Origin of the sequence: Streptomyces sp. JHA26 (assembly GCF_002005565.1) — a bacterium.
Classification (GTDB): Bacteria; Actinomycetota; Actinomycetes; order Streptomycetales; family Streptomycetaceae; genus Streptomyces.
Map to the genome: position 1 here is coordinate 56075 of NZ_BDJC01000014.1, position 25731 is coordinate 81805.

At 74.0% G+C, this 25731-nt stretch carries 25 protein-coding genes; 11 read left to right on the plus strand and 14 right to left on the minus strand.

All coding sequences use genetic code 11. From position 1 onward, the window contains the following. Positions 1 to 186 precede the first annotated feature (186 nt). Positions 187 to 2757 carry a helicase C-terminal domain-containing protein gene (locus tag JHAT_RS11580; RefSeq protein ID WP_077798013.1) on the minus strand — a complete coding sequence of 857 codons (2571 nt, stop codon included), beginning with the start codon at positions 2755 to 2757 and terminating at the stop codon, positions 187 to 189. Positions 2758 to 2903: 146 nt separating this feature from the next. Between JHAT_RS11580 and JHAT_RS11585 the strand changes: the two genes are divergently transcribed. Both JHAT_RS11585 and JHAT_RS11590 read left to right on the plus strand, forming a co-directional pair. After that, complete coding sequence (locus tag JHAT_RS11585) at positions 2904 to 3968, plus strand: hypothetical protein (RefSeq protein WP_171990843.1); 1065 nt, start codon at positions 2904 to 2906, stop codon at positions 3966 to 3968. A gap of 84 nt (positions 3969 to 4052) precedes the next feature. Further along, positions 4053 to 4703 (plus strand): HAD family hydrolase, encoded by a 651-nt coding sequence (locus JHAT_RS11590; RefSeq protein WP_077798015.1) that lies wholly within the window; start codon positions 4053 to 4055, stop codon positions 4701 to 4703. On the opposite strand, the gene JHAT_RS11595 is transcribed toward JHAT_RS11590, so the two are convergent. Further along, complete coding sequence (locus JHAT_RS11595) at positions 4664 to 4930, minus strand: hypothetical protein (protein ID WP_077798016.1); 267 nt, start codon at positions 4928 to 4930, stop codon at positions 4664 to 4666. The genes JHAT_RS11590 and JHAT_RS11595 overlap by 40 nt on opposite strands. 150 nt (positions 4931 to 5080) lie before the next feature. On the opposite strand from JHAT_RS11595, the gene JHAT_RS11600 reads away from it, so the two are divergent. Then, positions 5081 to 5464 (plus strand): cold-shock protein, encoded by a 384-nt coding sequence (locus JHAT_RS11600; protein ID WP_077798017.1) that lies wholly within the window; start codon positions 5081 to 5083, stop codon positions 5462 to 5464. Between the two features lie 10 nt (positions 5465 to 5474). On the opposite strand, the gene JHAT_RS11605 is transcribed toward JHAT_RS11600, so the two are convergent. Genes JHAT_RS11605 through JHAT_RS11620 form a run of 4 tightly spaced genes read right to left on the minus strand, consistent with a single transcriptional unit; the run spans position 5475 to position 8995 of the window. Next, on the minus strand, positions 5475 to 6323 hold the full coding sequence (locus JHAT_RS11605) for a 1,4-dihydroxy-6-naphthoate synthase (RefSeq protein WP_077798018.1): 849 nt from the start codon (positions 6321 to 6323) through the stop codon (positions 5475 to 5477). Continuing rightward, positions 6313 to 7011 carry a futalosine hydrolase gene (locus JHAT_RS11610; RefSeq protein WP_077798019.1) on the minus strand — a complete coding sequence of 233 codons (699 nt, stop codon included), beginning with the start codon at positions 7009 to 7011 and terminating at the stop codon, positions 6313 to 6315. Before JHAT_RS11610 ends, JHAT_RS11605 begins: the two co-directional genes overlap by 11 nt. A gap of 23 nt (positions 7012 to 7034) precedes the next feature. Next, positions 7035 to 7547: a DUF2771 domain-containing protein gene (locus tag JHAT_RS11615; RefSeq protein ID WP_171990844.1), complete on the minus strand. Its 513-nt coding sequence runs from the start codon at positions 7545 to 7547 to the stop codon at positions 7035 to 7037. A gap of 59 nt (positions 7548 to 7606) precedes the next feature. After that, positions 7607 to 8995 (minus strand): MFS transporter, encoded by a 1389-nt coding sequence (locus tag JHAT_RS11620; protein WP_077798021.1) that lies wholly within the window; start codon positions 8993 to 8995, stop codon positions 7607 to 7609. 470 nt (positions 8996 to 9465) lie between these two features. On the opposite strand from JHAT_RS11620, the gene JHAT_RS11625 reads away from it, so the two are divergent. After that, the gene (locus tag JHAT_RS11625) at positions 9466 to 10392 is read left to right on the plus strand and encodes a DUF3027 domain-containing protein (RefSeq protein WP_077798022.1); all 927 of its coding nucleotides are present in this window, start codon (positions 9466 to 9468) and stop codon (positions 10390 to 10392) included. A gap of 70 nt (positions 10393 to 10462) precedes the next feature. Here JHAT_RS11625 and JHAT_RS11630 read toward each other — a convergent pair whose 3' ends face one another. From JHAT_RS11630 to JHAT_RS11645, 4 genes are all read right to left on the minus strand, one after another. Then, the gene (locus JHAT_RS11630; protein WP_077798023.1) at positions 10463 to 10720 is read right to left on the minus strand and encodes a hypothetical protein; all 258 of its coding nucleotides are present in this window, start codon (positions 10718 to 10720) and stop codon (positions 10463 to 10465) included. Beyond that, on the minus strand, positions 10717 to 11064 hold the full coding sequence (locus JHAT_RS11635; RefSeq protein WP_077798024.1) for a hypothetical protein: 348 nt from the start codon (positions 11062 to 11064) through the stop codon (positions 10717 to 10719). Before JHAT_RS11635 ends, JHAT_RS11630 begins: the two co-directional genes overlap by 4 nt. A gap of 88 nt (positions 11065 to 11152) precedes the next feature. Beyond that, complete coding sequence (locus JHAT_RS11640; RefSeq protein WP_077798025.1) at positions 11153 to 12076, minus strand: helix-turn-helix domain-containing protein; 924 nt, start codon at positions 12074 to 12076, stop codon at positions 11153 to 11155. Between the two features lie 241 nt (positions 12077 to 12317). Continuing rightward, positions 12318 to 12749 carry an ATP-binding protein gene (locus tag JHAT_RS11645; protein ID WP_077798026.1) on the minus strand — a complete coding sequence of 144 codons (432 nt, stop codon included), beginning with the start codon at positions 12747 to 12749 and terminating at the stop codon, positions 12318 to 12320. 158 nt (positions 12750 to 12907) lie between these two features. On the opposite strand from JHAT_RS11645, the gene JHAT_RS11650 reads away from it, so the two are divergent. From JHAT_RS11650 to JHAT_RS11660, 3 genes are all read left to right on the plus strand, one after another. Beyond that, positions 12908 to 13786, plus strand: a complete 879-nt coding sequence (locus JHAT_RS11650) for a helix-turn-helix transcriptional regulator (RefSeq protein ID WP_077798027.1) — start codon at positions 12908 to 12910, stop codon at positions 13784 to 13786. Further along, entirely contained in the window at positions 13783 to 13998 is a 216-nt protein-coding gene (locus tag JHAT_RS11655; protein WP_077798028.1) for a DUF397 domain-containing protein, read from the plus strand. Before JHAT_RS11650 ends, JHAT_RS11655 begins: the two co-directional genes overlap by 4 nt. Positions 13999 to 14163: 165 nt before the next feature. Then, entirely contained in the window at positions 14164 to 17292 is a 3129-nt protein-coding gene (locus tag JHAT_RS11660) for a sacsin N-terminal ATP-binding-like domain-containing protein (protein WP_077798089.1), read from the plus strand. Between the two features lie 41 nt (positions 17293 to 17333). Here the strand turns inward: JHAT_RS11660 and JHAT_RS11665 are convergent, their stop codons facing one another. Together JHAT_RS11665 and JHAT_RS11670 are read right to left on the minus strand one after the other, a co-directional pair. Beyond that, positions 17334 to 19736: an HAD-IC family P-type ATPase gene (locus JHAT_RS11665; protein WP_077798029.1), complete on the minus strand. Its 2403-nt coding sequence runs from the start codon at positions 19734 to 19736 to the stop codon at positions 17334 to 17336. Between the two features lie 130 nt (positions 19737 to 19866). After that, a complete protein-coding gene (locus tag JHAT_RS11670) occupies positions 19867 to 20154 on the minus strand; it encodes a DUF2530 domain-containing protein (RefSeq protein WP_077798030.1) in 288 nt (95 codons plus the stop codon). A 202-nt stretch (positions 20155 to 20356) separates the two neighbouring features. On the opposite strand from JHAT_RS11670, the gene JHAT_RS11675 reads away from it, so the two are divergent. After that, on the plus strand, positions 20357 to 21814 hold the full coding sequence (locus tag JHAT_RS11675; protein ID WP_077798031.1) for an NCS2 family permease: 1458 nt from the start codon (positions 20357 to 20359) through the stop codon (positions 21812 to 21814). 27 nt (positions 21815 to 21841) lie between these two features. Here JHAT_RS11675 and JHAT_RS11680 read toward each other — a convergent pair whose 3' ends face one another. After that, positions 21842 to 22030: a ribbon-helix-helix protein, CopG family gene (locus tag JHAT_RS11680; RefSeq protein WP_077798090.1), complete on the minus strand. Its 189-nt coding sequence runs from the start codon at positions 22028 to 22030 to the stop codon at positions 21842 to 21844. Positions 22031 to 22178: 148 nt separating this feature from the next. Here JHAT_RS11680 and JHAT_RS11685 point away from each other — a divergent pair, with 148 nt between their 5' ends. The 3 genes from JHAT_RS11685 to thpR are packed head-to-tail and all read left to right on the plus strand — an operon-like array spanning position 22179 to position 24601. Next, positions 22179 to 22616 carry a MarR family winged helix-turn-helix transcriptional regulator gene (locus JHAT_RS11685; RefSeq protein ID WP_077798032.1) on the plus strand — a complete coding sequence of 146 codons (438 nt, stop codon included), beginning with the start codon at positions 22179 to 22181 and terminating at the stop codon, positions 22614 to 22616. A gap of 27 nt (positions 22617 to 22643) precedes the next feature. After that, entirely contained in the window at positions 22644 to 24008 is a 1365-nt protein-coding gene (locus JHAT_RS11690) for an MFS transporter (protein WP_077798033.1), read from the plus strand. Positions 24009 to 24028: 20 nt separating this feature from the next. Continuing rightward, complete coding sequence (thpR, locus tag JHAT_RS11695; protein WP_077798034.1) at positions 24029 to 24601, plus strand: RNA 2',3'-cyclic phosphodiesterase; 573 nt, start codon at positions 24029 to 24031, stop codon at positions 24599 to 24601. A gap of 132 nt (positions 24602 to 24733) precedes the next feature. Here the strand turns inward: thpR and JHAT_RS11700 are convergent, their stop codons facing one another. Next, positions 24734 to 25726, minus strand: a complete 993-nt coding sequence (locus JHAT_RS11700; RefSeq protein WP_077798035.1) for an aldo/keto reductase — start codon at positions 25724 to 25726, stop codon at positions 24734 to 24736. Positions 25727 to 25731: the final 5 nt, after the last annotated feature.

Consider the following 25731-nt stretch of genomic DNA (forward strand, 5'->3'; position numbering starts at 1 on the left):
GGACCGTTCCCGCGTTCCGGCCGCCGTTCCGGGCGACCGCCCACGTCCGGCACGCGGGCACCGAGGCGACCTGGGCGTACACCCCCGCCCCACCGTGGCCGACGACCGACCGGCCCCCCGCCCCCTGCTCGACGGGCGGGCCCGTCTCCCGTCTTTCGGCGTCCGCCTCCCGCACGGCAGGCGCGGTCAGCCGTCCTCGGCCAGCTCCGCCACGCCCGTGATCCGGTGCAGCGGATACGTGCGCACCTCGTCCGCCGTGTGGTCGTACGCCGTGACGAAACCGCCCTCGACCCGGATCGGGGCGATGACGCGCTGGCTGGCCGCGCCCTCGGCGTTCACGTAGCCGATCCACAGCGCCTCGCCGGTCAGCACGGCCGCCTGCACGGTGGCCAGGGTCTCGGCCGCGCTCGTGCGGGGCAGCTCGCCGTTCACGGCCGGCGCGCCCTCGCCGGCGCCCGGACCCGGCTTGCGCGGGGCCGTGGAGGCCAGGTCACCGGCGCGCACGGCGCGGATCGCGGCCGCCAGCAGCGTGTCGTCGGGCACCGGGGGCCCGTCCGGCACCGGCTCCGGCGCCGTACGCGGCGGCGTGCGGTGGGCGTCGGCGCGGGCGACCAGCACGTCGCCCCCGGCGGACTCGGCGGCCGGCGCGAACCCCATCGCGCGCAGCCCCTCCAGCAGCGCCGCCGGATCGGCCTGCGCGGCCAGCACGGTCGGCGCGAGGCGGCGCAGGCCCAGGCCGGCGGCCCGCCTGTCGGCGAGGATCTCGTCCAGCGTCGCGTCGTCGTCGCACCGCACGTACGCCGAGGCGGCCCCGACCCGCAGCCGTCCGTGCCGGCGGGCCACGTCGTCGATCAGGTACGTGAGCGGCTGCGGCACCGGCGTACGGGAGTGCCGGGCGAGGAAGGCGTGCAGGTCGGCGGCGGTCCGGCCGGCGTCCAGCGCGCGGCGCACCGAGCCCGGCGTGAACCGGTAGACGGTCGCCCCGCCCCTCGACTCCACGTCCGCGAGCACCCCCAGCACGTCCGCGAGCGGACGCTCCAACGGCCCCGGCGCCACCGCCGTCAGGTCGGCCTGCAGCAGCACGTGGTCCAGCGGATCGGGCAGCAGGGGCGCGAGCAGCCGGGCGGCGGCCGCGGTGGCGGCGGCCCGCTCGGCGGAGCTCGGCGACGGGAGCGCCGCGGGCGCACGGTGGTGGACGGGAAGCTTGGCGCCCGGCCCCTCGGACTCCTCGGGCGCGTCCACCGGGCGGGGCGGCTCGGGCGCCCCGATCAGCGCCCGCCCCGGCGCCGCCAGCGCGCCGCGCCCGGTGACGCCCAGCAGCTCCGCCTCGGACAGCGTCCAGCGGGCGAGCCGGGTACGCAGGTCCCCCTCCTGGTCGGCCCCGCCGTCCCGCCGCGGCCCCCGCAGCGGACGCTCCCAGCGCAGCCTCGCCAGCACCGACTCCCCGTCCGGCGCGGACCCTTCCGGCAGCCCGGCCAGCAGGGCCAGCACCCGGTGCCGCACCTCGGGCGCGGCCGACCGGTCCAGGTTCGGGCCCAGCGCCGAGAGGGTGCGGTCCTTGGCGTCCCGCCCGCCGACCAGCCCCGGCGTCCGGGTGGCCGTCAGCCACGCCTCGGCGAGCCGCGCCCAGCGCTCGGCGGCGGGCAGCTCGCGCCACTCGTCGTACGCCGGAGTCGCCGCGTACCGCTCGTCGGCCTCGCCGTCGGAGGCCAGCAGCCCGGCCGCGTAGGCCAGTTCGACCCAGAACGCGGCGACCGGCTCGGGCACGTCCAGCGCCACGGCCGTCCGCTTCAGGTCGCGCACGCTCAGCCCGCCGGCCCGCAGCACCGCAGGGCCGCCCTCGTGCCAGTCCTTCAGCAGCTCCTCGACGGTCGCCAGCGCCGTGAGGGCCTGGCCGGCCGCGGTGGCGTCCACGACCCGCGGAGCGTGCGCGGCGGCGGCCTCCACCGGCGGCGGCACCGGCTCGGGCGTCCGGTGCGCCCGGCCGGCGCGCAGGTGCAGGGCGACCTCGCGGGGCAGGACGACCGTGCCGGGCGCGGTCGGCAGCAGCAGGCCGCGGTCCAGCAGCCGGCGCAGGTGGGGCGCCGGATCATGGGTGACCTGGCCGTAGGGCGGGCCCCAGACCAGGCGGTCCAGCACCTCGAGGGAGTCCGCCGGCAGCTCGGCCAGCAGGGCCGACATCCGCTCCCGGTCGGTGAACAGTTCGCTCAGCCCGGCCAGGGCGGTGACCGAGTCGTGTGTCGAGGGCAGACCGAGGGCGGTCAGGATCTCCTGGACCCGGCCCGGCGACATCCCCGCCGCGGCCTCCCGCACGGTGGGCCCCAGTCCCGTCGGGGACGGGTGCTGCGGGGAGGGCGCCAGCAGCTCGCGGGCCGTGCGCACCAGGCGCAGCCGGTCGTCACCGCCCCACACCAGGGCCTGCTCGCGCAGCAGGGCGACGGCCCGCGGGAGGGCACCGGTGACGACCGGGTCACCGTCGTCGCCGGCCATGAGGCCGAGCAGCTCGCCGTACGTCGCCGGGTCCGCCGCCACGGCCAGCGCCTCCGCCGTCTGCAGCGTGAACCGGTCCAGCCGCTCCAGGGCCCGCACCACCGAGGCACGGGTGCCGGCCCGGGTGGCGAGCTGGGTGAGGTCCGTGGGCACGGGGGTGACGAGGTCGGGACGGCTGCGCAGGAGGGCGGCCAGGGAGACGTCGTCCCTCGCGCGGAGCGCTTCCGCGAGGGACCGGGGGGCCGCGGACTTCTCCTCGGTGCTCATCCGGCCAACGTTAGCGGGTGGACACGGCGGCGGAGCGACGCGTGCGCGATGCGGTCCGGCGCGCGGGACGTCCACCGCGCACGGGAACATTCGGTACCGTCGTCCGACGGGGTGTCACCCCTCATCCGCCCCGGAGGGATTGTTTCGTGGGGATCGAGAGCGACCAGGTCGTCTACGAGTACCTGAGCCGCGTCGGCGACGTGGCCCAGCAACGGCAACTGCCGTCGGCCACGCGCATGCGGCTGGTCTCCGAACTGCGCAACGAGATCGACCGGCACCGCGCGAGGACGACCGTCGACAGCCCGGCCGCCGTCCGCCGCATCCTGGACCGGATCGGCAGCCCCGACGACGTCGTCGACGCGGCGGGCGGCACCGGCGGGTCGGACGGGCCGGGCGGGGCGGGCGGGGCGGGCGGGGCGGACGGGGCGGTCGGCGAGCCGTCCGCCGCCGTACCCGTACAGCGGGACGGCGCTCCGGAGAACCGGGAGAGGCGCAGGGGCCTGCGGCGCGCCGTACCGCGCCCCCGCCCGGCCGCGCCCCCGCCCGCACCCGAACCGGCCGCCGCCCCGCCGCACCTGGCGAGCGCGCGGGAGCTGGGGGACAGCGCCGTGCAGCCCGACTGGTGGCGGGTGGACGACGGGCCGTTCGGCGGCGGCGACAGCGTGCCGGGGTTCGTCGGCGGCGTGGAGATCCCGGACCTGCTCAAGGCCCCACCGAGGAAGCCGGACGGCAGGGACGACAAGGACGGCAGGGACGGCAGGACCGGGGTCGGCCGGAGGGCACCGGCGACGGAGGAGACGGCGGACCCGCCCCCCGGGAAGCCGGACCGGGCCCGTGCCCCGCGCCGCCGCCCCCGCCTGTGGCCCGAGGGCGGCTGGAACAACCCGCTCCTGCTGATCGCCGCCGCCCTGCTGATCGCCGGCGCCGTGCTCGGCAGCCTCGTCCCGCTCGGCCTGGGCTGGCTGATCGCCTACCTCTCCCGCCGGCTGACCCCGGCCCAGGCGAAGTGGGCGGTACTGGGCCTGCCCGGCACCGTCGCGGCGGCCGGCGTCGTCTGGCTCTGGGGCCGCACGGAGGGCCGCTGGGGCGACCCGATCGCCGAGGGCCACATGAACGACGCCGTCGCCGAGACCTGGCCCTGGGTCCTGCGCTCCGCCGCCGTCGCCACGGCCCTCTACCTCCTCTGGCGCTCCCGCCGCCCCCGCGCCTGACCGGGGGGCGGGCCCGGCGGCGTCCGGCCCGGGCGCCCGGACCGGCCCCCTCGGCCCCTGAGGCCCCCGGGCACAATGGGGGCCATGGCCTCCACCACCCGCCCCGCGCCCACCGTCGGCTTCGACCTCGACATGACGCTGATCGACTCCCGTCCCGGCATCCGCGCCTGCTACCTGGCGCTGTCCGAGCGGACCGGGACGTACGTCGACGCCGACCTGGCCGTCACCCGGCTCGGGCCGCCCCTGGTGGAGGAGCTGGCGCACTGGTTCCCCGCCGAGGAGGTCGCGGCCACCGCCGCCCTGTACCGCGAGATGTACCCGGCGTACGCCGTCACCGCCACGACCGCGATGCCCGGCGCCCGCGAGGCGATCGAGGCGGTACGGGAGGCCGGTGGCCGGGCGATCGTCGTCACCGCCAAGTACGAGCCCAACGCCAAGCTGCACCTGGAGCACCTCGGCATCGAGCCGGACGCGGTGATCGGCGACCTGTGGGCCGAGCAGAAGGCCGTGGCACTGCGCGAGCACGGCGCGGACGTGTACGTCGGCGACCACCTCGGCGACGTCCGCGGCGCACGCGCGGCGAACGCCCTCTCCGTCGCCGTGGCCAGCGGGCCGTGCGACGCCGGGGAACTGCGCGCGGCGGGCGCCGACGTCGTCCTCGCCGACCTGACGGAGTTCCCCCAGTGGCTCGCGGGCTACCGCGACGCCGACGGGCTCGACACGGCGCGCGCCTGACGCCGCCCCGCGGCGATCGACCGGAGCACCCCCGCCCCGGAGACCAGGAAACCCACTCCCATCAGCATGCTCAGTCCGAACATGTAGGTGGGAAAGGGCGTCGTCCCCAGGAACAGCGGGGCCACCGTGACCAGGGTGGCCACGGCGCCGATGAAGAAGACGATCACACCGGCGCGGATCAGGAGGTCACCGGGCCCGGCGGAATTCGTTCGAGTTTCGTCACGCACTCGACCAGGGTAGTTCCCAGCCCGAAGGAACGACCGGGGGACGTCTTGTCACCGGCCCGAAGACCACTAGCCTGGGTACCGGCGGGTCCCACGACCCGCCCGAGTGCTATCAAGAGCAGTTTTCCGACGAGTACGAGGACGAGGACAGACGTGCCTACCGGCAAGGTCAAGTGGTTCAACAGCGAGAAGGGCTTCGGCTTTCTCTCCCGTGACGACGGCGGTGACGTCTTCGTCCATTCCTCGGTCCTCCCCGCCGGAGTCGAGACGCTGAAGCCGGGGCAGCGCGTCGAGTTCGGCGTGGTCGCCGGCCAGCGCGGCGACCAGGCCCTGTCCCTCACCCTGCTGGAGCCGGCCCCCTCGGTCGCCGCCGCGCAGCGTAAGAAGCCGGACGAACTGGCCTCCATCGTGCAGGACCTGACGACCCTCCTGGAGAACATCACCCCGATGCTGGAGCGGGGCCGCTACCCCGAGAAGGCGGCCGGCAAGAAGATCGCCGGCCTGCTCCGCGCGGTCGCCGACCAGCTGGACGTCTGACCCCGGGGTCCTACGGGAACGCCAGCGCGTCCGGGCCGAGGGCCGGTACCAGTCCCTCGGCCGCCGCGCGGGTCAGCAGCCCCCGGATCGCCGCGTAGCCGTCCTCGCCCAGGTCGGCCGTGAACTCGTTGACGTACAGCCCGATGTGCTGGTCGGCGACGGCCGGGTCCATCTCCTGGGCGTGCTCCATCACGTACGGGCGGGACGCCTCGGGGTCGTCCCAGGCCGCGCGCACCGAGGCGCGGACGGAGTCGGCGAGCCGCGTCAGCGTCCCGGCGCCCAGTGACCGCTTGGCGATGATCGCGCCGAGCGGGATGGGCAGCCCGGTGGTGGCCTCCCAGTGCTCGCCCATGTCGGCGAGCTTGTGCAGCCCGTAGTCCCGGTACGTGAAGCGTGCCTCGTGGATCACGAGGCCCGCGTCGACCTTCCCGTCCCGCACGGCCGGCATGATCTCGTGGAACGGCATGACGACGATCTCGCCGACGCCGCCGGGGACCGTGTCCGCCGCCCACAGCCGGAACAGCAGGTACGCCGTCGACGTCTCGCTCGGCACCGCCACCGTGCGCCCGGCGAGGTCGGCCCCCGCCTCGCGGGCCAGCACCAGCGGCCCGCAGCCCCGGCCCAGCGCGCCGCCGCAGGGCAGCAGGGCGTACCGGTCGAGGACGTACGGCAGTACGGCGTACGACACCTTCAGCACGTCGAACTCGCCGCGCTCGGCCATGCCGTTGGTGATGTCGATGTCGGCGAACGTCACGTCGAGGGCGGGGGCGCCGGGGACGCGGCCGTGGGCCAGGGCGTCGAAGACGAAGGTGTCGTTCGGGCAGGGCGAGTACGCGATCTGCAGGGTCTCAGCGCTCATGGGGGTTCCAACTCGTGAAGAGGGGGGTGAGCTTCCCGAAGGCGTCCGTCAGGGCCGTGAGGGCGTCGCCGATGCGCCACGCGGCGCGGTCCCGCGGACCGACCGGGTTGGAGACCGCGCGCAGTTCCAGCACGGGCACCCCGTGCGCGGCGGCGGCCTCGGCGACGCCGAAGCCCTCCATGGCCTCGGCGAGGGCGCGGGGGTGGCGGGCGCGCAGCAGCGCGGCGCGTTCGGCGGTCCCGGTGACGGTGGAGCCGGTCAGGACGGTGCCGGGGCGGGCCCCGGTCGCGGCGGCGACGGCGCGCACCAGTCCGGCGGGCGGGTGGTGGGTGACGGTGCCGAAGCCGAGGTCGGTCACCGGCAGGAAGCCGTCGGCGGTCTCGGCGCCCAGGTCGGCGGCGGTGATCTCGTCGGCGACGACGAGGGAGCCGACCGGCGCCTCGGGCGCGAAGCCGCCGGCGATGCCGGTCGAGACGACCAGGCCGTACGGGGCGCCGTCGAGGGCGGCGGCGGTCAGGGCGGCGGCGGTGGAGGCGGCGGCGAGGGCGGGGCCGACGCCGGCCGCCAGCAGGTCCGGGCCGTCGTCCGGGAACCGGTGGAGGACCGTCCCGGGCCGGGGGGTCTCCACGGCCGGGCCCGGCAACGCCCGGGCCACCGCGTCCCGTTCGACGGGGACCGCGGTGGCCACGAGGACGCGTACGGAGGACGTGGTCAGTCGTCCTTCTTCAGCTTGAAGACCCACACGCCGGTGATCTTCTGGCTGCCTTCCTTGCCGTCGCGGGCCGCGATGGCGACGTTCGTCGAGTCGCCCTGGGCGCCGTACTGGGCGTTGAAGAAGACGCTGCCCGGGATGGTGCGGTAGGTCTTCTTGCTGTCCTCGACCAGCTGCTGCCCGTTCATCAGGATCGTCCAGTGGTCGTCGGCGATCTCCGGGTCGACGCCGAAGCGGACGGTCTCGTCCTGGCCGACGCTGATGGACTCGACGTCCGGGTCCTTGAGGCACTTGTTGATCGCGTCGTCGGAGAGGGCCTCGCCCTCCCCTCCGCAGGTGGCCTCGGAGCTGACCGAGTCACTGCCGACCGTGATCGTGGACATGGCGGTCGGCTCGTCACAGGCGGACAGCAGGAGCAGTCCGGCGGATACGGCACCGGCGGCGGCGACGGCACGGCGGCGTCGCACAACGCGGTGTCCGATGGCGGCTGCGCCGCGGGGCAACGTGGTCATGGACCGAAGGCTATATTGCGCCTCCGGCCGTCCCCCCACCTGGGTCCGGCGTGGCGTGGTCACGCCACCCTCGCCCGTGCGGTGCTCCCGTGCCGGGCCGAACCGATCAGCCCCCGTACGGTGGTCAGCCATCCGGCGGCGATGATCGCGGCGGCCACCGACAGGCCCAGCGTGCCGTTCAGCGGCAGCGCGATGCCCACCGCCCCGCCGAGCACCCAGGCCACCTGGAGGAGGGTCTCCGAGCGGGCGAACGCCGAGGTGCGGACCGCCTCCGGCACGTCCCGCTGGATCAGCGCGTCCAGGGACAGCTTGGCCAGGGCCTGGGCGAAACCGGCCACCGCGGCCAGACAGGCCACGAGCACCGCGCCGAAGAACACCGCCGCCGTGAGTGCCGCGCCCAGCACGATCGCGACGACCGTCACGATGATGATCTCCGGGGCCCGTGACCGCAGCCACGCCCCGACCGCCGTGCCCAGCGCGTTGCCGGTGCCGGCCGCGACGCCCACGATCCCGAGGGACACGGCCGCGTTCTGGCCCGTCATCGGGTGGACGCGCAGCAGGAACGCCAGGAAGAAGATCAGGAAGCCGGTCAGGCAGCGGATGGCGGCGTTGGCGGCCAGCGCGTGGGTGACCGCGGGGCCCACCGTGCGCAGCCCGGGGCGCCTGGCGGACCGGCGGTGCGGTCCGTGCAGGTGCCGCTCGTCCGCGGCGAGCAGCGCCCGGTCCTCGCCCCGCGCCGAGTCCACCGTCCGCGGCAGCGTGAACGACAGCACGGTCCCCGCGACGAAGATCACGAACGCGCCGTACAGCGGCCAGCGCGGCCCCAGGTGCTGGAGTCCCGCCGCGATCGGCGCGGCCACGCCGGTGGCGAGCAGCCCGCACAGGGTCACCCGGGAGTTGGCCTTCACCAGGGAGAACCGGGGTGGCAGCAGCCGGGGCACGACCGCGCTTCTGACCACGCCGTACGCCTTGGAGGCGACCAGCACGCCGAGCGCCGCCGGGTACATCTCGATGCTGCCGGTGATCATCGCCCCGGACAGCACCAGCGCGAGCAGCGCGCGGGCCCCCATCGCCGTCGCCATGGCCGCGCGCCGGCCGTGCGGGACGCGGTCCAGGATCGGGCCGATGACGGGGGCGAGGAGCGTGAAGGGGGCCATGGTGATGGCGAGGTAGAGCGCGACCCGGCCCCGCGCCTCGTCCGTCGGCACGGAGAAGAAGACGGTGGAGGCGAGGGCGACGGTGATCATGACGTCGCCGGCGCCGTTCACCCCGTGCAGCTCGATCAGCTTGCCGAGGCCGGACTCGCCGGCGCCGTGCGCGTGCGTCGCCCGGCGGATGCCGCGCGCGGCTCCCGTCACCGGCAGGCGCAGGGCACGGCCGACCGTACGGAACCAGCCGGGACCACGTCCCCGGCTCCCGCTCTTGAACTCCGTCCGTGCGGCTGCCACCCCGTCATAGTGCCCCGAGAGGCCGGGCTGTAGCGCCGTTGCGGTGCGGATGACACCGATCGGGTCGGGTGCGGCGCGCCGGGGCGCGGGGTGGCCGGGGGGACGGGGCGGGGGCTGCCGCGGGGTCCGGTGCGGGGTCCGGTGCGGGTGTCCGCGGCGGGCGCGGCACGGGGTCCGGTGCCGGTCCCGTCCGGCCGCGGACGGGGGGCGGGACCGTGCCGAAGCGGGATCGTGCCCCCGCCGAAACTCCCGTCGGTGTAGGCCCAGCGCACATGAGCAGGTAGCGTGCCTAGCGCGCCGTGGCGAACGTTCTCGGCCGCGCGCCTTACGGCCATACCGCAGAATGGATGACGTAGGTGTGCCCGAGCGCGATCGGGCGCGGACGTCGACGCGGTCCACAGGTCCGCTCCGTCCGCCCCTCGCAGGCAGCGGCGCACTCGTGAGACGGCGTATGGAGAGAAGCGATACCTGTGAGCGCAGCGACAACGCGAAGCCGCACCCCTGACCGTCTGTGCGCCGAGGCCGTCGACCTCGCCCGCGCCGCCGCCGAGGAGGCCGCCGCCCCCGGCGTCGTCGGCGAGCACGAGGGGCTGGTGTCGGAGGGCGACCGGGTCGTCACGCACTACTTCGCCGCCAAGGAGCTCGGCTACCGCGGCTGGCGCTGGGCCGTCACCGTGGCCCGCGCCTCCCGCGCCAAGATCGTGACCGTGGACGAGGCGGTGCTGCTGCCCGGCCCCGACGCCCTCCTCGCCCCCGAGTGGGTGCCGTGGAGCGAGCGGCTGCGCCCCGGCGACATGGGGCCCGGCGACCTGCTGCCCACCGACGCGGAGGACCTGCGGCTGGAGCCGGGCTGGATCGGCGAGGACGAGCCGCCGCCGAACTCCGTCGTCTCCCACGAGATGGCCGACCTGGTCGAGGCCGAGGACGCCGAGGTCACGGCCGGGCGCCCCGCCGAGCTGTCGACCACCCCGGCCCGCGGCACGATCGCGGCCGTCGCCGAGGAGCTGGGCCTGCGCCGGGCGCGGGTGCTCTCCCGCTACGGCCTGCACATCGCCGCCGACCGGTGGGAGGAGGCCTTCGGGCCCAAGACGCCGATGGCCCAGGCCGCGCCCGCCTCCTGCGCCTCCTGCGGCTTCCTGGCCCGCATCGGCGGCTCGCTGGGCCAGGCCTTCGGGGTGTGCGCCAACGAGTTCTCCCCGGCGGACGGCCGGGTCGTGTCCCTGGCCTACGGCTGCGGCGGCCACTCCGAGGCCGCGGTCATGCCGAAGACCCCGCAGCCGGCGCCGCCGGTGATCGACGAGACGCGGATCGACCCGTTCCCGCTGCGGCCGGCGCCGGACTCCGGCTCGGTGCCGGTGTCCGAGGACGAGGCGTCGGCGGAGCTCGGGCACTCCTGACGGGCGGTGAGCGGGGGGCGCCGTCCGGCCGCGGGGGAGTCTCCTCTGTCGTGTGGGGGCGGATGCCGCCTCAGAAACCCAGGTACGTGATCTGGACCACGTAAACGCGTTCGGCTCGTACGACTGTCTGGTACGCGAACATTCCGCCGGGAACGGTGATGTCGCCGCCCTTCGGATCCTCTCCGCCGTGTGCACGGCCGTGCACGAACAGTGCCTCAGCCGCTCGGACCAGTTCGGCGGCCTTGCGTTCCACTTCGGCGAGGAAGGCGGGTGGGGCGGTGCGGGCGGCCTCTTCTGCGCCGAAGGCGTACTCCCAGGTCCAGCTCAAGCGCGTACTGCCTTCATCGCCTCGTCCAGGACGGCGCTCAGCTCCCGCAGCGCCTCCCGGCCGACGGCCGTGTCGGCATGCTCCAGGCGGTGCTTGGCATGGGCGTGGCGAGCGGCGAGATCGGGGCGGCGAGCGATCTCGATGTCCCGGGCCCAGGTCAGGATCCAGCTCCGTACGGGGCTGAGCGACTGCCATTCCACGGCCTTGGCGAACGCCTCGTCCTTCGTCCGCTGCATCTCTGCCAGACGCTCCGGAGCGACGACGGCGAGTGCGGCCCGCAGGGCGTCGGGGGTCTGCTCGGGGCGGGGAACCAGCTCGTGTCCGTGCTCGGCCTGCGTGCTCATCGAGTCCTCCCGGGAGTGCACTGGCCAGGGTAGTCGTCCGGGACGGCCGGGGTGGGCTGAGGCGAACATCGGCGAGCGTTTCTCCTGGTCAGTGAGTGCGTGCGGGGGCACGGCCGGGCGGTTTCGGGACCGTGCCGTGGCTTTCCACCGTGCGGCAGTCGCGGCAGTGGGTCTCGGTCTCGGGGGCGCGGAAGCCCCGATCGCAGCCGTCGCAGTTGCGCATCTTGTGGCGGGGCGGTGGCGGGGTGGCCGGTGCGCGGAACGGGGGCGGGGGTGGCAGCTGGGCCGTGAGGCGGTGGGCCAGGAGGGCGGCCGGGCGGTGCAGGGGTTCGTCGGGCAGTCCGGTGGTCAGGGTGTGGCGTACGGCGGTGGGGGCGACGTCGCGTTCCAGCCAGGCGGCGACGCCGGGGGCCAGGTGGGCGGTGTCGGCCGCGGAGAGCAGCAGGCGGGGGTCGTGGCGGCGCAGGCCGGCGAGGAGGTCCACGGCCGCCTGGAGGAGGGCCGGGGACTCGCGGCTCGGCTGCGGGACGGCGGGGAGGGCCTTGCGGGGGCGCGGGACGCGCCGGGTCGCGTGCTCCGTCGCCGGTCGGGCCGGTTGCCGCGGGCACCCGGCGCCGTCGGCCTCGCGCCGGTGCCGGGGCTGGTTGCAGGAGACGGTGCGGGTGACGATGCGGCCGGTGGGGGTGCGCACGCGTTCGCGGCGCAGGTAGCCGTGGGTCTCCAGCTCGCGCAGGGCGGCGGCGATGCGGGTGGGGCCTTCGGGGAAGCGGGCGCTGAGCGACTTGATGTCGGCGCTGGCCCCGGTGGGCAGTGACTGGAGGTGGCAGCCGAGGCCGATCGCCAGCAGCGACAGCTCCTTGTGCTGGACCAGGTGGTTGCCGATCACCACGAAGCGGGTGGTGTGGCGGGTGTTGTCGTGGACGATGCCGCCGCCGTGGTGACGCGTACGGGTCGGATCGGCGGCGGGGGCTGACTGGGCGCGCGGGGGCGCGCTAGGGTTTTGGGTATCCATCGGGAAGCCTTCTTCTTCCTTGGTGGTAGGCCCTCGCACCGGGATGCCAGTCCCAGCGGGGGCCGAAGTCTTTTCGGGTGTGCTTGCGCTGAGAGTAGGGGAGTTGGGGGCCCGGAAATCCAGCTGAGCCGGTGATGTTCACCCGCCCGGGTGATCGCCGGCCTCGGGCGGAAAGGTGGGGCTTGGTGGGGTGCTTTTCCCCGAGTTCTTGTCTTGGGAGGGCACCGACATCACCGGAGCTTCAAAACCCGGGTTCCGGTGGCGTACGGCGCAGCTCGGCCCACACGGTCTTGCGCGGGAAGCGGCCCTCGGTCACTCCCCAGCGGTGGGCCAGCGCTTCCACGAGCAGCAGGCCGCGGCCCGATTCCGCGTCGGGCGCGGGTGTCCGAGACTCGGGAAGCCGTTCGCCCCGGGTGTCCGTGACCTCGATGCGCAGGGTGTCGCCGACGACGTAGAGCGTGAGCCGGAAGTCGCGGCCGGGGACGCGTCCGTGGGCGCTCGCGTTGTTGGCCAGTTCGGCGACCACGAGGCGGGCCGGGTCCAGCGGCAGTCCCCAGGAACGCAGTTGCTCGGTCGCCAGCAGGCGGGCCAGGCGGGCGCCGCGTGGCGTGGGGGAGAGCTGCACGCTGAAGTTGCGGACGGGCGAGGTGAGTTCGGCGGTTTCCTGATTCACGTCACTCAGCGTGGTGGTGTGTGCGTACCGTGAGAAGTGACTCAGCGGATGCGTACGGTGACTGTCCGGAGCTTGTCCGGTGCTGTCGGGGCTGTCGGGGACGGGCGCGCGGGTAGGGCGCCGGGAGCAACGCAACCGGTACGACGGAAGGGCGCGGGATGACGGTGGTCGAGGCGGGGACGGGGCGGCTCGGGGACGAGGCCGACGGGCCGGGGTGGGAGGTGGACCCGGACGACGAGTGGGGCGTCGCCGTCATCGCCACCGTGGGGAGGCAGTTGAGGCTCCGCCGGGAGGCGGCGGGGATGCGGGCCGCCGAGTTCGCGGCGGCGGTGGGGTACGGGGAGGACCTCGTCTACAAGGTCGAGGGCGGCAAGCGGATCCCCCGGCAGGAGTACCTGGACAGGGCCGACGAGGTCCTGGACGCGGGCGGGCTCATCGCGGCGACGTGGGAGGACGTGAAGAAGGTCCGGTACCCGAAGAAGGTGCGGGAACTGGGCAAGCTGGAGGCCAAGGCGGTCGAGATCGGCCTGTACGAGTGCAACATCATCGCCGGGCTCCTGCAGACGCCGGAGCACGCGCGGGCGGTGATCGGGGCGGCACAGCCGCCGTACTCGCCGGACGACGTGGAACGCATGGTCGCCGCGAGGCTGGCTCGGCAGTCCGTCTTCGACCGCGATCCGGGACCGGCGCTCAGCTTCGTCCTGGAAGAGGGAGTCCTGCGTCGTCCCATCGGAGGGAAGGCGGCCTGGCACCGGCAACTCGAGCGTTTGTCGGAGGTGGGGCGGCTGCACAACGTCGTGCTTCAGGTGATGCCGACGAGCTGTGACACCCATTCAGGGCTGGACGGAAGGATCGAGCTGCTGAAGTTCGCGGACGGTACGGCGGTGGGCCGCTCCGACGGGGCGTTCAACGGGAGGCCGACCTCGGACCCCAGGCATCTGCGCATCCTCGAACTGCGGTATGGCACGATCCGAGCGCAGGCTCTCTCTCCACGCGAGTCGCTGGCCTTCATCGAACAACTGCTGGGAGAAACATGATCCGCAAGACCACTGCCGGGGACGTTTCCGAGCTGAAGTGGTTCAAGAGCAGCTACAGCGGTGGCAACGACGGCAACTCCTGCGTCGAACTCGCCCTCACCCCCGGCACCGTCCACGTCCGTGACTCCAAGAACCCCCCGGCCGACGGCCCTCGCCTCGCCTTCGCCCCGGACGCGTGGGCGGCCTTCGTCCCGTACGTGCCCGGGTCCTGATCGCGCGACCCGGCCCGGCGAGGTCCTCGGGCCCCTCCGGTACCGGGGCGTATCCGGACGCGCGTGGGACGTGTGCCGTGTGGAACCCGGTGCCGTGCGTTTCCGCGCCGGAGGGAGCGGTACCTTCGACTCCACGCAGATCAGGGCCGATGAGGAGAGATGACCGTGAGCATGTTCGAGCGGCCCGCCGACGAGGGGGCGGACCCTTTCGCCACGGCACGTCTGCGGCGCGGGGTGCTGGACGCCTGGGCGACGAGCCCCGCCCGGTTCCGTGAGGACGCCAACGCCGAGGAGGACCTCGTCCTCGGCGGCTACCGCGACCGGCTGGTCGTCGAGCTCGCCCAGAACGCCGCCGACGCCGCCGCCCGCGCGGGCGTGCCCGGCCGACTCCGGCTGACCCTGCGCGACGGCGTCCTCGTCGCCGCCAACACCGGCGCCCCGCTGGACGCGACCGGCGCCGAGTCGCTGTCCACGCTGCGCGCCTCCGCCAAGCGCGAGGGCGGCGAGGCCGCGGTCGGCCGGTTCGGGGTCGGCTTCGCCGCCGTCCTCGCCGTCACCGACGAACCCGCCGTCGTCGGACGGCACGGCGGCGTGCGCTGGTCCCTGGCCGAGGCACGGGAACTGGCCGCCGACACCGCGCGGTACAGCCCCGGCCTCGGGGACGAGATCCGGCGGCGCGACGGGCACGTGCCGCTGCTGCGGCTGCCGTTCCCCGCCGAGGGCAGCGCCCCCGACCCGTACGACACGGCCGTCATCCTGCCGCTGCGGGACACCGCCGCCGCCGACCTCGCCGAACGGCTCCTGCACGCCGTCGACGACGCGCTGCTGCTCGCCCTGCCGGGCCTGGCGGAGGTGGTGATCGAGGCGGGCGACGAGGTGCGCACCCTCTCCCGCCGCACCGAGGACGCGCTGACCGTCGTGGAGGACTCCCGGGAGGGCGTCACCCGGTGGCGCACCGCCGCCGCGCACGGCCCCCTCACCCCCGACCTCCTCGCCGACCGGCCCGTGGAGGAACGCCTGCGCCCCCACTGGTCCGTGACCTGGGCGGTGCCCGTCGACGCCGACGGCGCCCCCGTCCGCCCCCGCACCAGCCCCGTCGTGCACGCGCCGACGCCCAGCGACGAGCCCCTCGGCGTGCCCGCGCTGCTGATCGCGTCCTTCCCGCTGGACTCCACCCGCCGGCACACCGCGCCGGGACCGCTCACCGACTTCCTGACGGAACGGGCCGCCGACGCCTACGCCGGGCTGCTCGCCGACTGGCGGCCGGTCGGCGCCGGCCTCATCGACCTCGTGCCCGGTGCACTGGGCCGGGGCGAACTGGACGGCGCGCTGCGGCAGGCGATCCTCGACCGGCTGCCCCGGACGTCCTTCCTGCCGCCCGCCGCCCCCTCCGCGGGCCAGGACGCGGAGGACGACCTCCCGGAGTCCCTGCGGCCGCGCGACGCCGAGGTGGTGGAGGGCGCGGGCGCCGACACCGTGCGGGTGCTGGCCCAGGTGCTGCCGACGCTGCTGCCCGCCGGTCTCGAACGCCGCTCCGAACTGCGCACGCTGGGCGTGGCCCGGGTGCCGCTGACCGACGCGATCGACCGGCTGGCGGGCCTGGAGAAGGCCCCCGCCTGGTGGCGCGGCCTCTACGACAGCCTCGCCGGCGTCGACCCCGACCGGCTGTCCGGCCTGCCCGTGCCCCTGGCCGACGGCCGTACGACCATCGGCCCCCGGCAGGTGCTGCTGCCCTCCCCGGACGCCGCCTCGATCGACCCCGAGGTCCTCACCCGCCTCGGTCTCAAGGTCGCCCACCCGGACGCCGCCCATCCGCTCCTGGAGAAGCTCGGCGCCCTCCCGGCCACCCCGCGCGCCGTGCTCACCACCCCGCAGGTGCGGGCCGCCGTCGCCGCATCCCTGGACGACGAGGGCGGCGTGAACTGGGAGGAGGACGCCCTCGACGCCGAGGAACTGGCCGACACGGTCCTCGGCCTGGTCCGCGACGCCGGGCTCGAACCCGGCGACGAGCCGTGGCTCGGCGCGCTCGCGCTGCCCGACGAGGACGGCGAACTCTCCCCGGCCGGTGAACTCGTCTTCCCCGGCGGCCCCTTCGCCCAGGTCATGCGCGAGGGCGAACTCGCCGCCGTGGACGCGGAGCTGGCCGGGAAGTGGGGGCCGGAACCGCTCGCCGCCTGCGGCGTCCTCGTCACCTTCGCCCTCGTCCGCGCCACCGACGTCGTCCTGGACCCGGACGAACTGGAGCCCCGCGACGGCGACTACGCCGAACCCGACGACGCGGGCCTGCTGGACGCCGTGGACGTGTGGAGCGAGGACGTCCTGGACCGCTTCCCGGACAGTCCCGTCCCGCCGGTCGCCACCGAGATCGTCGCCGTGCGCGACCTGGACCTGGTGGACGACGACCAGTGGCCGCGCGCCCTCGCCCTGCTGTCGCGGCCGCCGCTGCGGGACGCCCTGGTCGAGCCGGTGCGCGTCCTGCTGCACGACGGCACCCACGAGGTCGTACGGCCGTACACCGCGTGGTGGCTGCGCGGGCACCCGGTGCTCGGCGGGCGGCGCCCGGCCGGTCTGCGCGCGGCCGGCAGCGACCCGCTGCTGCGGGGCCTGTACGACGAGGCGGACGCGACCGGCTTCGAGGACGAGCAGGTGCTGCGGGCGCTGGGCGTACGCACCTCGGTCGCCGCGCTGCTCGCCGAGCCCGGCGGCGCGGCCGAGCTGCTGGACCGCCTCGCCGACCCCGACCGCCCGGTCACGGCCTCCCAGCTGCACGCCCTGTACGGGGCGCTGGCCGAGCTGGACCCGGACCAGGTCACCCTGCCGGACGACCTGCGGGCCGTCCGCGACGGCCGCGTCGAGGTGGTGGACGCCTCCGACGCCGTCGTCGTCGACTCGCCCGACCTGCTGCCCTTCACGTCGGGCGTCCCGCTGCTGCCGGTACGGCCGGCGCTCGCCGCCGAGCTGGCGGAGCTGTTCCAGGTGCGGCGGCTGAGCGAGTCCGTCACCGGCGAGGTGCACTCCGAGGGCACCGGGCACGACGTGCCGGAGCCGGTGCGGGTGCTGCTCGGCGCGGGGACCCCGGCGTCGTACGTGGAGCACGAGGAGCTCGTGGTCGACGGCGTGGAGATCGACTGGCGGCTCACGCCCGACGGCGTGCTGCACGCCGCGACCCTGGAGGGCGTCGCCGCGGGCCTCGCCTGGGCGGCGGGGCAGTGGCCGCGGCGGTTCGAGGTGGCGGCCCTCCTGGAGGACCCGACCCGCACGGAGGAACTGGCCCGGGACCGCTGGTTCGACTGAGGGGTCCTCGGTCCGTGGACCACCGCTTCCCGGCGCGCGCGTCACGCCGGGAAGCGGTGGTCCACCCACCTCCACAGCAGTTCCAGGGAGGCCGCCGCCGCCACCGCCACCCCGACGGCGGTCCACGGCATGGTGGTCCCCACCAGCTTCAGCGCGAAGAAGTCCTGCAGCCACGGCACCGCCAGCACCACCGCGAAGGCCAGCCCCATCGCCGCGACCAGCAGCACCCGCCACCAGGTGTAGGGCCGGGCGACGATCGCCAGCACCCACATCGAGATCAGGAACAGCGTCAGCGTCGCCGTGCTGGTCTCCGCGTCCAGCGCCCCCGGCCCGCTGTAGTGGTGGCGGGCCAGCAGGTACGTCGCGAAGGTGGCCGCCCCGGCCACCGCCCCGCCGGGGACGGCGTACCGCATCACCCGCCGCACGAAGTGCCGCCCGGCCCGTTCCCTGTTGGGGGCGAGGGCCAGGAAGAAGGCCGGGACGCCGATGGTGAGGGTGGACAGCAGGGTCAGGTGGCGGGGCAGGAAGGGGTACTCGACGCGCGAGCACACCACCAGCACCGCCAGCAGCACCGAGTACACCGTCTTCACCAGGAACAGGGTCGCGACCCGGGTGATGTTGCCGATGACCCGGCGGCCCTCGGCCACCACCGACGGCAGGGTGGCGAAGCTGTTGTCCAGCAGCACGATCTGCGCGACCGCCCGGGTGGCCTCCGAGCCCGAGCCCATCGCCACGCCGATGTCGGCGTCCTTCAGCGCCAGGACGTCGTTCACCCCGTCGCCGGTCATCGCGACCGTGTGCCCGCGGGACCGGAGGGCGCCGACCATGTCCCGCTTCTGCTGCGGGGTGACCCGCCCGAACACCGTGCCCGCGTCGAGTTCGGCGGCCATGCCCTCCCGCTCGGCGGGCAGCCGGCGCGCGTCGACGGCATCACCGGACAGCCCGAGCTTGGCGGCGACCGCGCCGACGGAGACCGCGTTGTCCCCGGAGACGACCTTGGCCCGCACGTCCTGCTCGGCGAAGTAGCGCAGGGTGTCGGCGGCGTCCGGCCGCAGCCGCTGTTCCAGCACGACCAGCGCGGTCGGCACGGCGCCCTCGGCCGGCTCGGCGTCGTCGAGGTCCCGGGTGGCGCGGGCGAGCAGCAGCACCCGCAGGCCCTGCTCGTTGAGCCGCCCGGTCTCGGCGAGGGCGGGGTCGCCCTCGGCCAGCAGCACGTCGGGCGCCCCCAGCAGCCAGGTGCCGGAGGTGCCGTCGTCCTCGTCGAAGGTGGCGCCGGCGTACTTGCGGGCGGATGAGAACGGCAGCGACTCGGTGCAGCGCCACTCCTCGGCGACCTCGGCGACCGGGTAGGCGTCGATGATCGCCTGGAGGGAGGCGTTCGGGCGCGGGTCGGACTCGCCGAGGGCGCCGAGCACCGCGCGGACGTACCCCTCGTCGGCGTCGCCGAGGAGGTGCAGTCCGGTGACGTCCATGCCGCCCTCGGTGAGGGTGCCGGTCTTGTCCAGGCAGACGGTGTCGACGCGGGCGAGGCCCTCGATGGCGGGCAGCTCCTGGACGAGGCACTGCTTGCGGCCCAGGCGGATCACGCCGATCGCGAAGGCGACCGAGGTGAGCAGGACCAGGCCCTCGGGGACCATGGGCACGATGCCGCCGACGGTGCGCGCGACGGAGTCCTTGAAGGCGTCGTCCTCGGTGAGCAGCTGGCTGACGATCAGGCCGATCGCGGTCGGGACCATCATCCACGTGATGTACTTCAGGATCGTGGAGATGCCGGAGCGCAGCTCGGACCGGACGAGGGTGAAGCGGGACGCCTCCTCGGCGAGCTGGGCGGCGTAGGCCTCGCGCCCCACCGCGGTCGCCCGGAACGCGCCGCCGCCGGCGACCACGAAGCTGCCGGACAGGACCCGGTCCCCGGGCCGTTTGACGACCGGGTCGGCCTCGCCGGTCAGCAGCGACTCGTCGATCTCCAGTCCGTCGGCCTCGACGCACACCCCGTCGACCACGGCCTTGTCGCCGGGGCCGATCTCGATGACGTCGTCCAGCACGATCCGCGAGGTGCTGATCTCGACGCTCCGGCCGTCCCGGCGCACGGCCGGTCTGACCTCGCCGATCAGGGCCAGGGAGTCGAGGGTCTTCTTCGCCCGCCACTCCTGGAGGATGCCGATGCCGGTGTTGGCGAGGATGACGAAGCCGAACAGGCTGTCCTGGATCGGCGCCACGCTCAGCATGATCACCCACAGCACGCCGATGATCGCGTTGAAGCGGGTGAAGACGTTGGCGCGGACGATCTCGCCGAGCGAACGGCTGCTGCGCACCGGTACGTCGTTGACCTGTCCGCGCGCGACCCGTTCGGCGACCTCCTGGGCGGTCAGCCCCGTCTCCGGCGGGGACGGGGGGACGGGATGCGCTGGATCGAGTGCGGCGTCCGCGTCGATGTGCGTCATGCATTCGACGGTACGTGCGGTTCTGGGGCTTCACCCCCCGGATGCCCGGAAGATCCGACCTGGGTACGAGGGGGTGCGGGTGCCGTGTGGCGCCCCGGTACCACGCGGTGCGCCGCGTGCCGCCCCGGTACTACGCGGTGGGGTGGGCCTGCGGGGCCGCGTCGTCCTGCCGGGCCGCGGCGTCCCGCTTGATCGCGGCGTCGCGCCTGCGGACGTACCAGATGCCGATCAGGCCGAGTCCGCCGCCGGCCAGGCAGGTCCACACCCACCAGGTGTGCCCGTGGTCGTCGAACCAGCCGTAGAAGGGCAGCTGGGCCAGGAAGAGGACGAACCAGAGGATGGTGCCGCCGGTGATGGTCGCGACCACGGGGCCCTCCAGGGGCTCCGGCGCCTCATGTACAGGTGTCCACTTCGCCATGCGTACAGCTTACGAGGACGGCGCGGGCACCCTCCCGGCCCTCCGCCTCGTCCTCCCCCGGCACGCCGCCGCACGGTTCTACGCGCGGAGATAGCGATCCGCGGCTCATACGTTCATACTGAACCCGTTTGTCTCTGACCGCTTTCATTCGTAGGAAACACCGACAAGGCCGTGGGGGAACCTGTCGGTGATGAGGTCTCTCATGTCCGCCTCGGCCACCGCCAAGGTCCCCCCGTCCCCCGAATCGCCGGAAGACCGGCGACCCCCGCAGAACGCCGTCGACCGCTACTTCAAGATCTCCGAGCGCGGCAGCACGCTGGGCCGCGAGGTCCGGGGCGGTCTCGCCACCTTCTTCGCGATGGCCTACATCGTCGTGCTGAACCCGATCATCCTGGGCAGCGCGAAGGACATGTACGGCCACCAGCTCGACAACGGTCAGCTGGTCACCGCGACCGCGCTGACGGCGGCGTTCACCACGCTCCTCATGGGCGTGATCGGCAACGTCCCGATCGCGCTCGCGGCCGGTCTCGGCGTGAACTCCGTCGTCGCCCTCCAGCTCGCCCCGCGGATGTCCTGGCCGGACGCCATGGGCATGGTGGTGCTGGCCGGCTTCGTGGTCATGCTGCTGGTCGCCACCGGTCTGCGCGAGCGCGTGATGAACGCCGTGCCCTTCGGGCTGCGCAAGGCCATCGCCATCGGCATCGGTCTGTTCATCATGCTCATCGGCCTCGTCGACTCCGGGTTCGTCACCCGGATGCCGGACGCCGCCCAGACCACCGTCCCGCTCCAGCTGGGCACGGGCGGTCACCTGCTCGGCTGGCCCGTCCTGGTCTTCGTCCTCGGCGTGCTGCTCACGCTGGCGCTGATCGTCCGCAGGACCCCCGGCGCCATCCTGATCTCCATCGTCGTGATGACCGTCATCGCGATGGTCATCAACGCCGTCGCCGACGTCCCGTCCTGGGGCCTGACCACCCCGGAGTGGCCCGGCAACCCGGTCTCCACGCCCGACTTCGGCCTGGTCGGCCAGGTCAGCCTGTTCGGCGGGTTCGGGAAGGTCGGCGTCCTGACCGGCGTCCTCTTCGTCTTCACCGTCCTGCTGTCCTGCTTCTTCGACGCGATGGGCACGATCATGGCCGTCAGCGACGAGGCCAGGCTGACCGACGCGAAGGGCCAGATGCCGGGCATCAACAAGGTCCTGTTCGTGGACGGCGTCGCGGTCGCCGCGGGCGGTGCCGCCTCCTCCTCGGCCACGACCTGCTTCGTGGAGTCCACGGCGGGCGTCGGCGAGGGCGCCCGGACCGGCTTCGCCAACATCGTCAGCGGCGCGCTGTTCGCCGTGGCCCTCTTCCTCACGCCGATCGCCACGATGGTCCCGTCGCAGGCGGCCACCCCGGCACTGGTCGCGGTCGGCTTCCTGATCCTGGCCGGTTCGATCACGGAGATCGACTGGTCCGACTTCACGGTCGCCGTCCCGGCCTTCGTGACGATGCTGATGATGCCGTTCACCTACTCGATCACCAACGGCATCGGCATGGGCTTCGTCACCTTCGCGGTGCTGCGCCTGGCCACCGGCCGGGGCCGGGAGGTCCCGGTCGCGATGTACGTGGTGTCGGCGGTCTTCGCCTTCTACTACCTGATGCCGGCCCTGGGCCTGACCTGACCCGTCCGACGGAGCGGTTCCACGGGGTCACGGCACCCCGTGGAACCGCTCCGTCTCCTCGACGGCGGACTGGAACCGCTCGTCGAAGTCATTGCGCATGAGCGTCCGGACGACATAGTCCTGGACGCTCATTCCCCTTTTGGCCGCATGGTCCCGGAGCCGTTCGAGCAGCTCCCCGTCCATCCGCAGGCTGAGCACGCTGGTCCCCATGCGCACGAGGGTCACCCCCCGGCCGGGCGATGCTCCGGTTTCCGGAAATAGCTCACTCGTACGAGTGAAGATCGGGTTTCAGTGGCGGGAGTCACGGGCAGTCGGCAGGATGCGCATTGGTATTTCGCGAACCTAATGAGTTACGCTAAGGACCATGTCGGACCTCAAGCATGGCGACGATGCCGCCGCCGTGAACTCCCTGCGCTCCGCCGTGATGCGGCTGTCCCGTCGGCTCAAGCACCAGCGGGTCGACGAGTCGCTCAGCCCGACCGAGATGTCGGTGCTCGGCACCCTGTCCAACTGCGGCAGCGCGACCCCGGGCGAACTCGCCCGCAAGGAGCACGTCCAGCCGCCCTCGATGACCCGCATCGTGGCGCTCCTGGAGGCCAAGGGACTGGTCCGGCTGGAGCCGCACCCCGAGGACCGGCGCCAGAAGGTCGTGACGCACACCGAGCAGGCCGTGGTGATGCTCGAGGAGAGCCGCCGCAAGCGGAACGCGTTCCTGGCCGCACTGGTCGAGGGGCTCGACGAGGACGAGTGGGCGAAGCTGCGGGCAGCGGCCCCCGTACTGGAGAAGCTCGCACACCTGTAGGCAGCATTCGCGAGGAGGCGAACCCTTTTGAGTACGGGACCCGGAGCAGCTTCCGCCCCCGCACCTGACCACGACGACCCCCTGTCCAAGGCCCCCGCGGCCCCGCGCAAGACGTCCATGTTCGCCTCCCTGAGGGTCAGGAACTACCGCCTGTTCTTCCTGGGCCAGGTCGTCTCCAACATCGGCACCTGGATGCAGCGCATCGCCCAGGACTGGCTGGTGCTCAGCCTCACCGGCTCCTCCGCGGCCGTCGGCATCACCACCGCCCTGCAGTTCCTGCCGATGCTGCTCTTCGGCCTCTACGGCGGCGTCCTCGTCGACCGGCTGCGCAAGCGGCCCACGCTGCTGGTCACCCAGTCCGCGATGGCCCTGACCGCGCTCGCCCTCGCCGTCCTCACCCTGACCGGCCACGTCCAGGTCTGGCACGTCTACGTCGCCGCCTTCGCGATGGGCCTGGCCACCGTCATGGACAACCCCGCCCGCCAGTCCTTCGTCTCCGAGCTCGTCGGCCGCGACCAGCTGCAGAACGCCGTCAGCCTCAACTCCGCCAACTTCCAGTCCGCCCGCCTGGTCGGCCCCGCCGTCGCCGGCCTGATGATCACCGGCGTGGGCACCGGCTGGGCGTTCCTCGCCAACGGCCTGTCCTTCGTGGCGCCGCTGAGCTGCCTGCTGCTGATGCGCGCCCGCGAGCTGCACGTCGTCCGGCGCGCCCCGCGCGGCAAGGGACAGCTGCGCGAGGGCCTGCACTACGTCGCCGGGCGCCCCGAGCTGATCTGGACCATCGTCCTGGTCGGCTTCATCGGCACCTTCGGCTTCAACTTCCCGGTCTTCCTGTCCGCCTTCGCCGACGACGTCTTCCACGCGGGCGCCGGCGAGTACAGCCTCTTCAACACCCTCATGGCCGTCGGCTCCCTGACCGGCGCCCTGCTCGCCGCCCGGCGCGGCACGGCCCGGCTGCGCGTCCTGATCGCGGCGGCGCTCGGCTTCGGCGTCCTGGAGATCGTCGCGGCGACGGCGCCGGAGCTGTGGCTGTTCGCCCTGCTGATGATCCCGATCGGCGTCTTCAGCATGACAGTCAACGTCACCGCCAACACCAGCATCCAGATGTCCACCGACCCGGCCATGCGGGGCCGCGTCATGGCCCTGTACATGATGGTCTTCCTCGGCGGCTCCCCCGTCGGCGCCCCGATCGTCGGCTGGGTCACCGACACCTACGGCGCCCGGGTCGGCTTCGCCGCGGGCGGCGCGGTGGCCGCCACCGCCGCGCTCGTCATCGGCCTGGTCCTGGCCCGCGTCGGCAACCTGCGCCTGTCGGTCGGCTGGCACCGGGGGCATCCGCAGGTCCGCTTCGTGCCGCGCGAGCACCGGGAGGAGCTGGCGCCGGCGGCGTAGAGGTCTGGGAAGGTGACGGCATGAGACTCTTCGCCGCCGTACTGCCCCCCGAGGACGTCGTCGCCGATCTCGCCGCCGAGGTGGCCGTGCTCAGGAGGCTGCCCGGCGCGGACGGGCTGCGCTGGACGGGGCGCCCCGGCTGGCACCTCACGCTCGCCTTCTACGGTGAGGTCGACGACGCCCTCGTCCCCGACCTGTCGGCCCGCCTGGAGAGGGCGGCCCACCGCACCCCGCCCTTCGAGCTGGCACTGCGCGGCGGCGGCCAGTTCGGGCACGGGCGGGCCCTGTGGGCCGGGGCGGCGGGCGGCCTGCCCACCCTGCGCCTGCTCGCCGAGCGCGCCGAGTCGGCGGGGCGCAGGGCGGGCATCGAGATGGGGGAGCACCGCCGCTACAAGGCCCACCTGACGCTGGCCCGCAGCCGGGACGCGTTCGACGCGGCGCCGTACGTCGACGCGCTGGCCGGCTTCACCGGCCGCACCTGGACCGTGACCGACCTGGCGCTGGTCCGCAGCAACCTGCCGAGGTCCGGCGTGCCGGGCGAACAGCCCCGCTACGAGACGGTCGCCCGCAGCCCGCTCGGCGCGTCCGGTTAGGCTCGGGGGCGTGGACCCGAAGACCCGTAACCGGATCATGGCCGGTGTGCTCGTGCTGATGTTCGTCGTCGTGGCGGTGGCGGCGGCGCTCGGTTAGCCGAGCCCCGCCGCCACCGCCGGACCCCGCGCGTCCTACCAGGCGAAGGCCTCCGGCGACGGCCCCGGGCCCGGGAAGATCTCGTCGAGCCCGGCCAGCAGCTCGTCCGACAGCTCCAGCTCCACGGCCCGCAGCGCCGACGCGAGCTGCTCGGCCGTACGCGGACCCACGATCGGGCCGGTCACCCCGGGCCGGGTCAGCAGCCAGGCCAGCGCGGCCTCGCCGGGCTCGACGCCGTGTTTGTCGAGCAGGTCCTCGTAGGCCTGGACCTGCGCGCGCTTCGCCGGGTCGGCCAGGGTGTCGGCCGCCCGTCCGGAGGCGCGGCGCCCGCCCTGGACCTCCTTCTTGATGACCCCGCCCAGCAGCCCGCCGTGCAGCGGCGACCAGGGGATGACGCCGAGGCCGTAGTCCTGCGCGGCCGGGATGACCTCCATCTCGGCCCGGCGCTCGGCCAGGTTGTACAGGCACTGCTCGCTGACCAGACCGATCGTCCCGCCGCGCCGGGCGGCGGTCTCGTTGGCCTGGGCGATCTTGTAGCCGGGGAAGTTCGACGACCCGGCGTAGAGGATCTTGCCCTGCTGGACCAGGGTGTCGATGGCCTGCCAGATCTCGTCGAAACCGGTGGCGCGGTCGATGTGGTGGAACTGGTAGAGGTCGATGTGGTCGGTCTGCAGCCGCTTGAGGCTGGCGTCGACCGCACGCCGGATGTTCACGGCGGACAGCTTGTCGTGGTTGGGCCACGCCTCGCCGTCGGGGCCCATGTTGCCGTACACCTTGGTGGCGATGACGGTCTTGTCGCGCCGGTCGCCGCCCTGGGCGAACCAGTTGCCGATGATCTCCTCGGTACGGCCCTTGTTCTCGCCCCAGCCGTACACGTTGGCGGTGTCGAAGAAGTTGATGCCGGCGTCCAGCGCCGCGTCCATGATGGCGTGGCTGTCGGCCTCGTCGGTCTGCGGACCGAAGTTCATGGTGCCGAGGACGAGCCGGCTGACCTTGAGTCCCGTGCGTCCGAGCTGCGTGTACTTCATGGTCC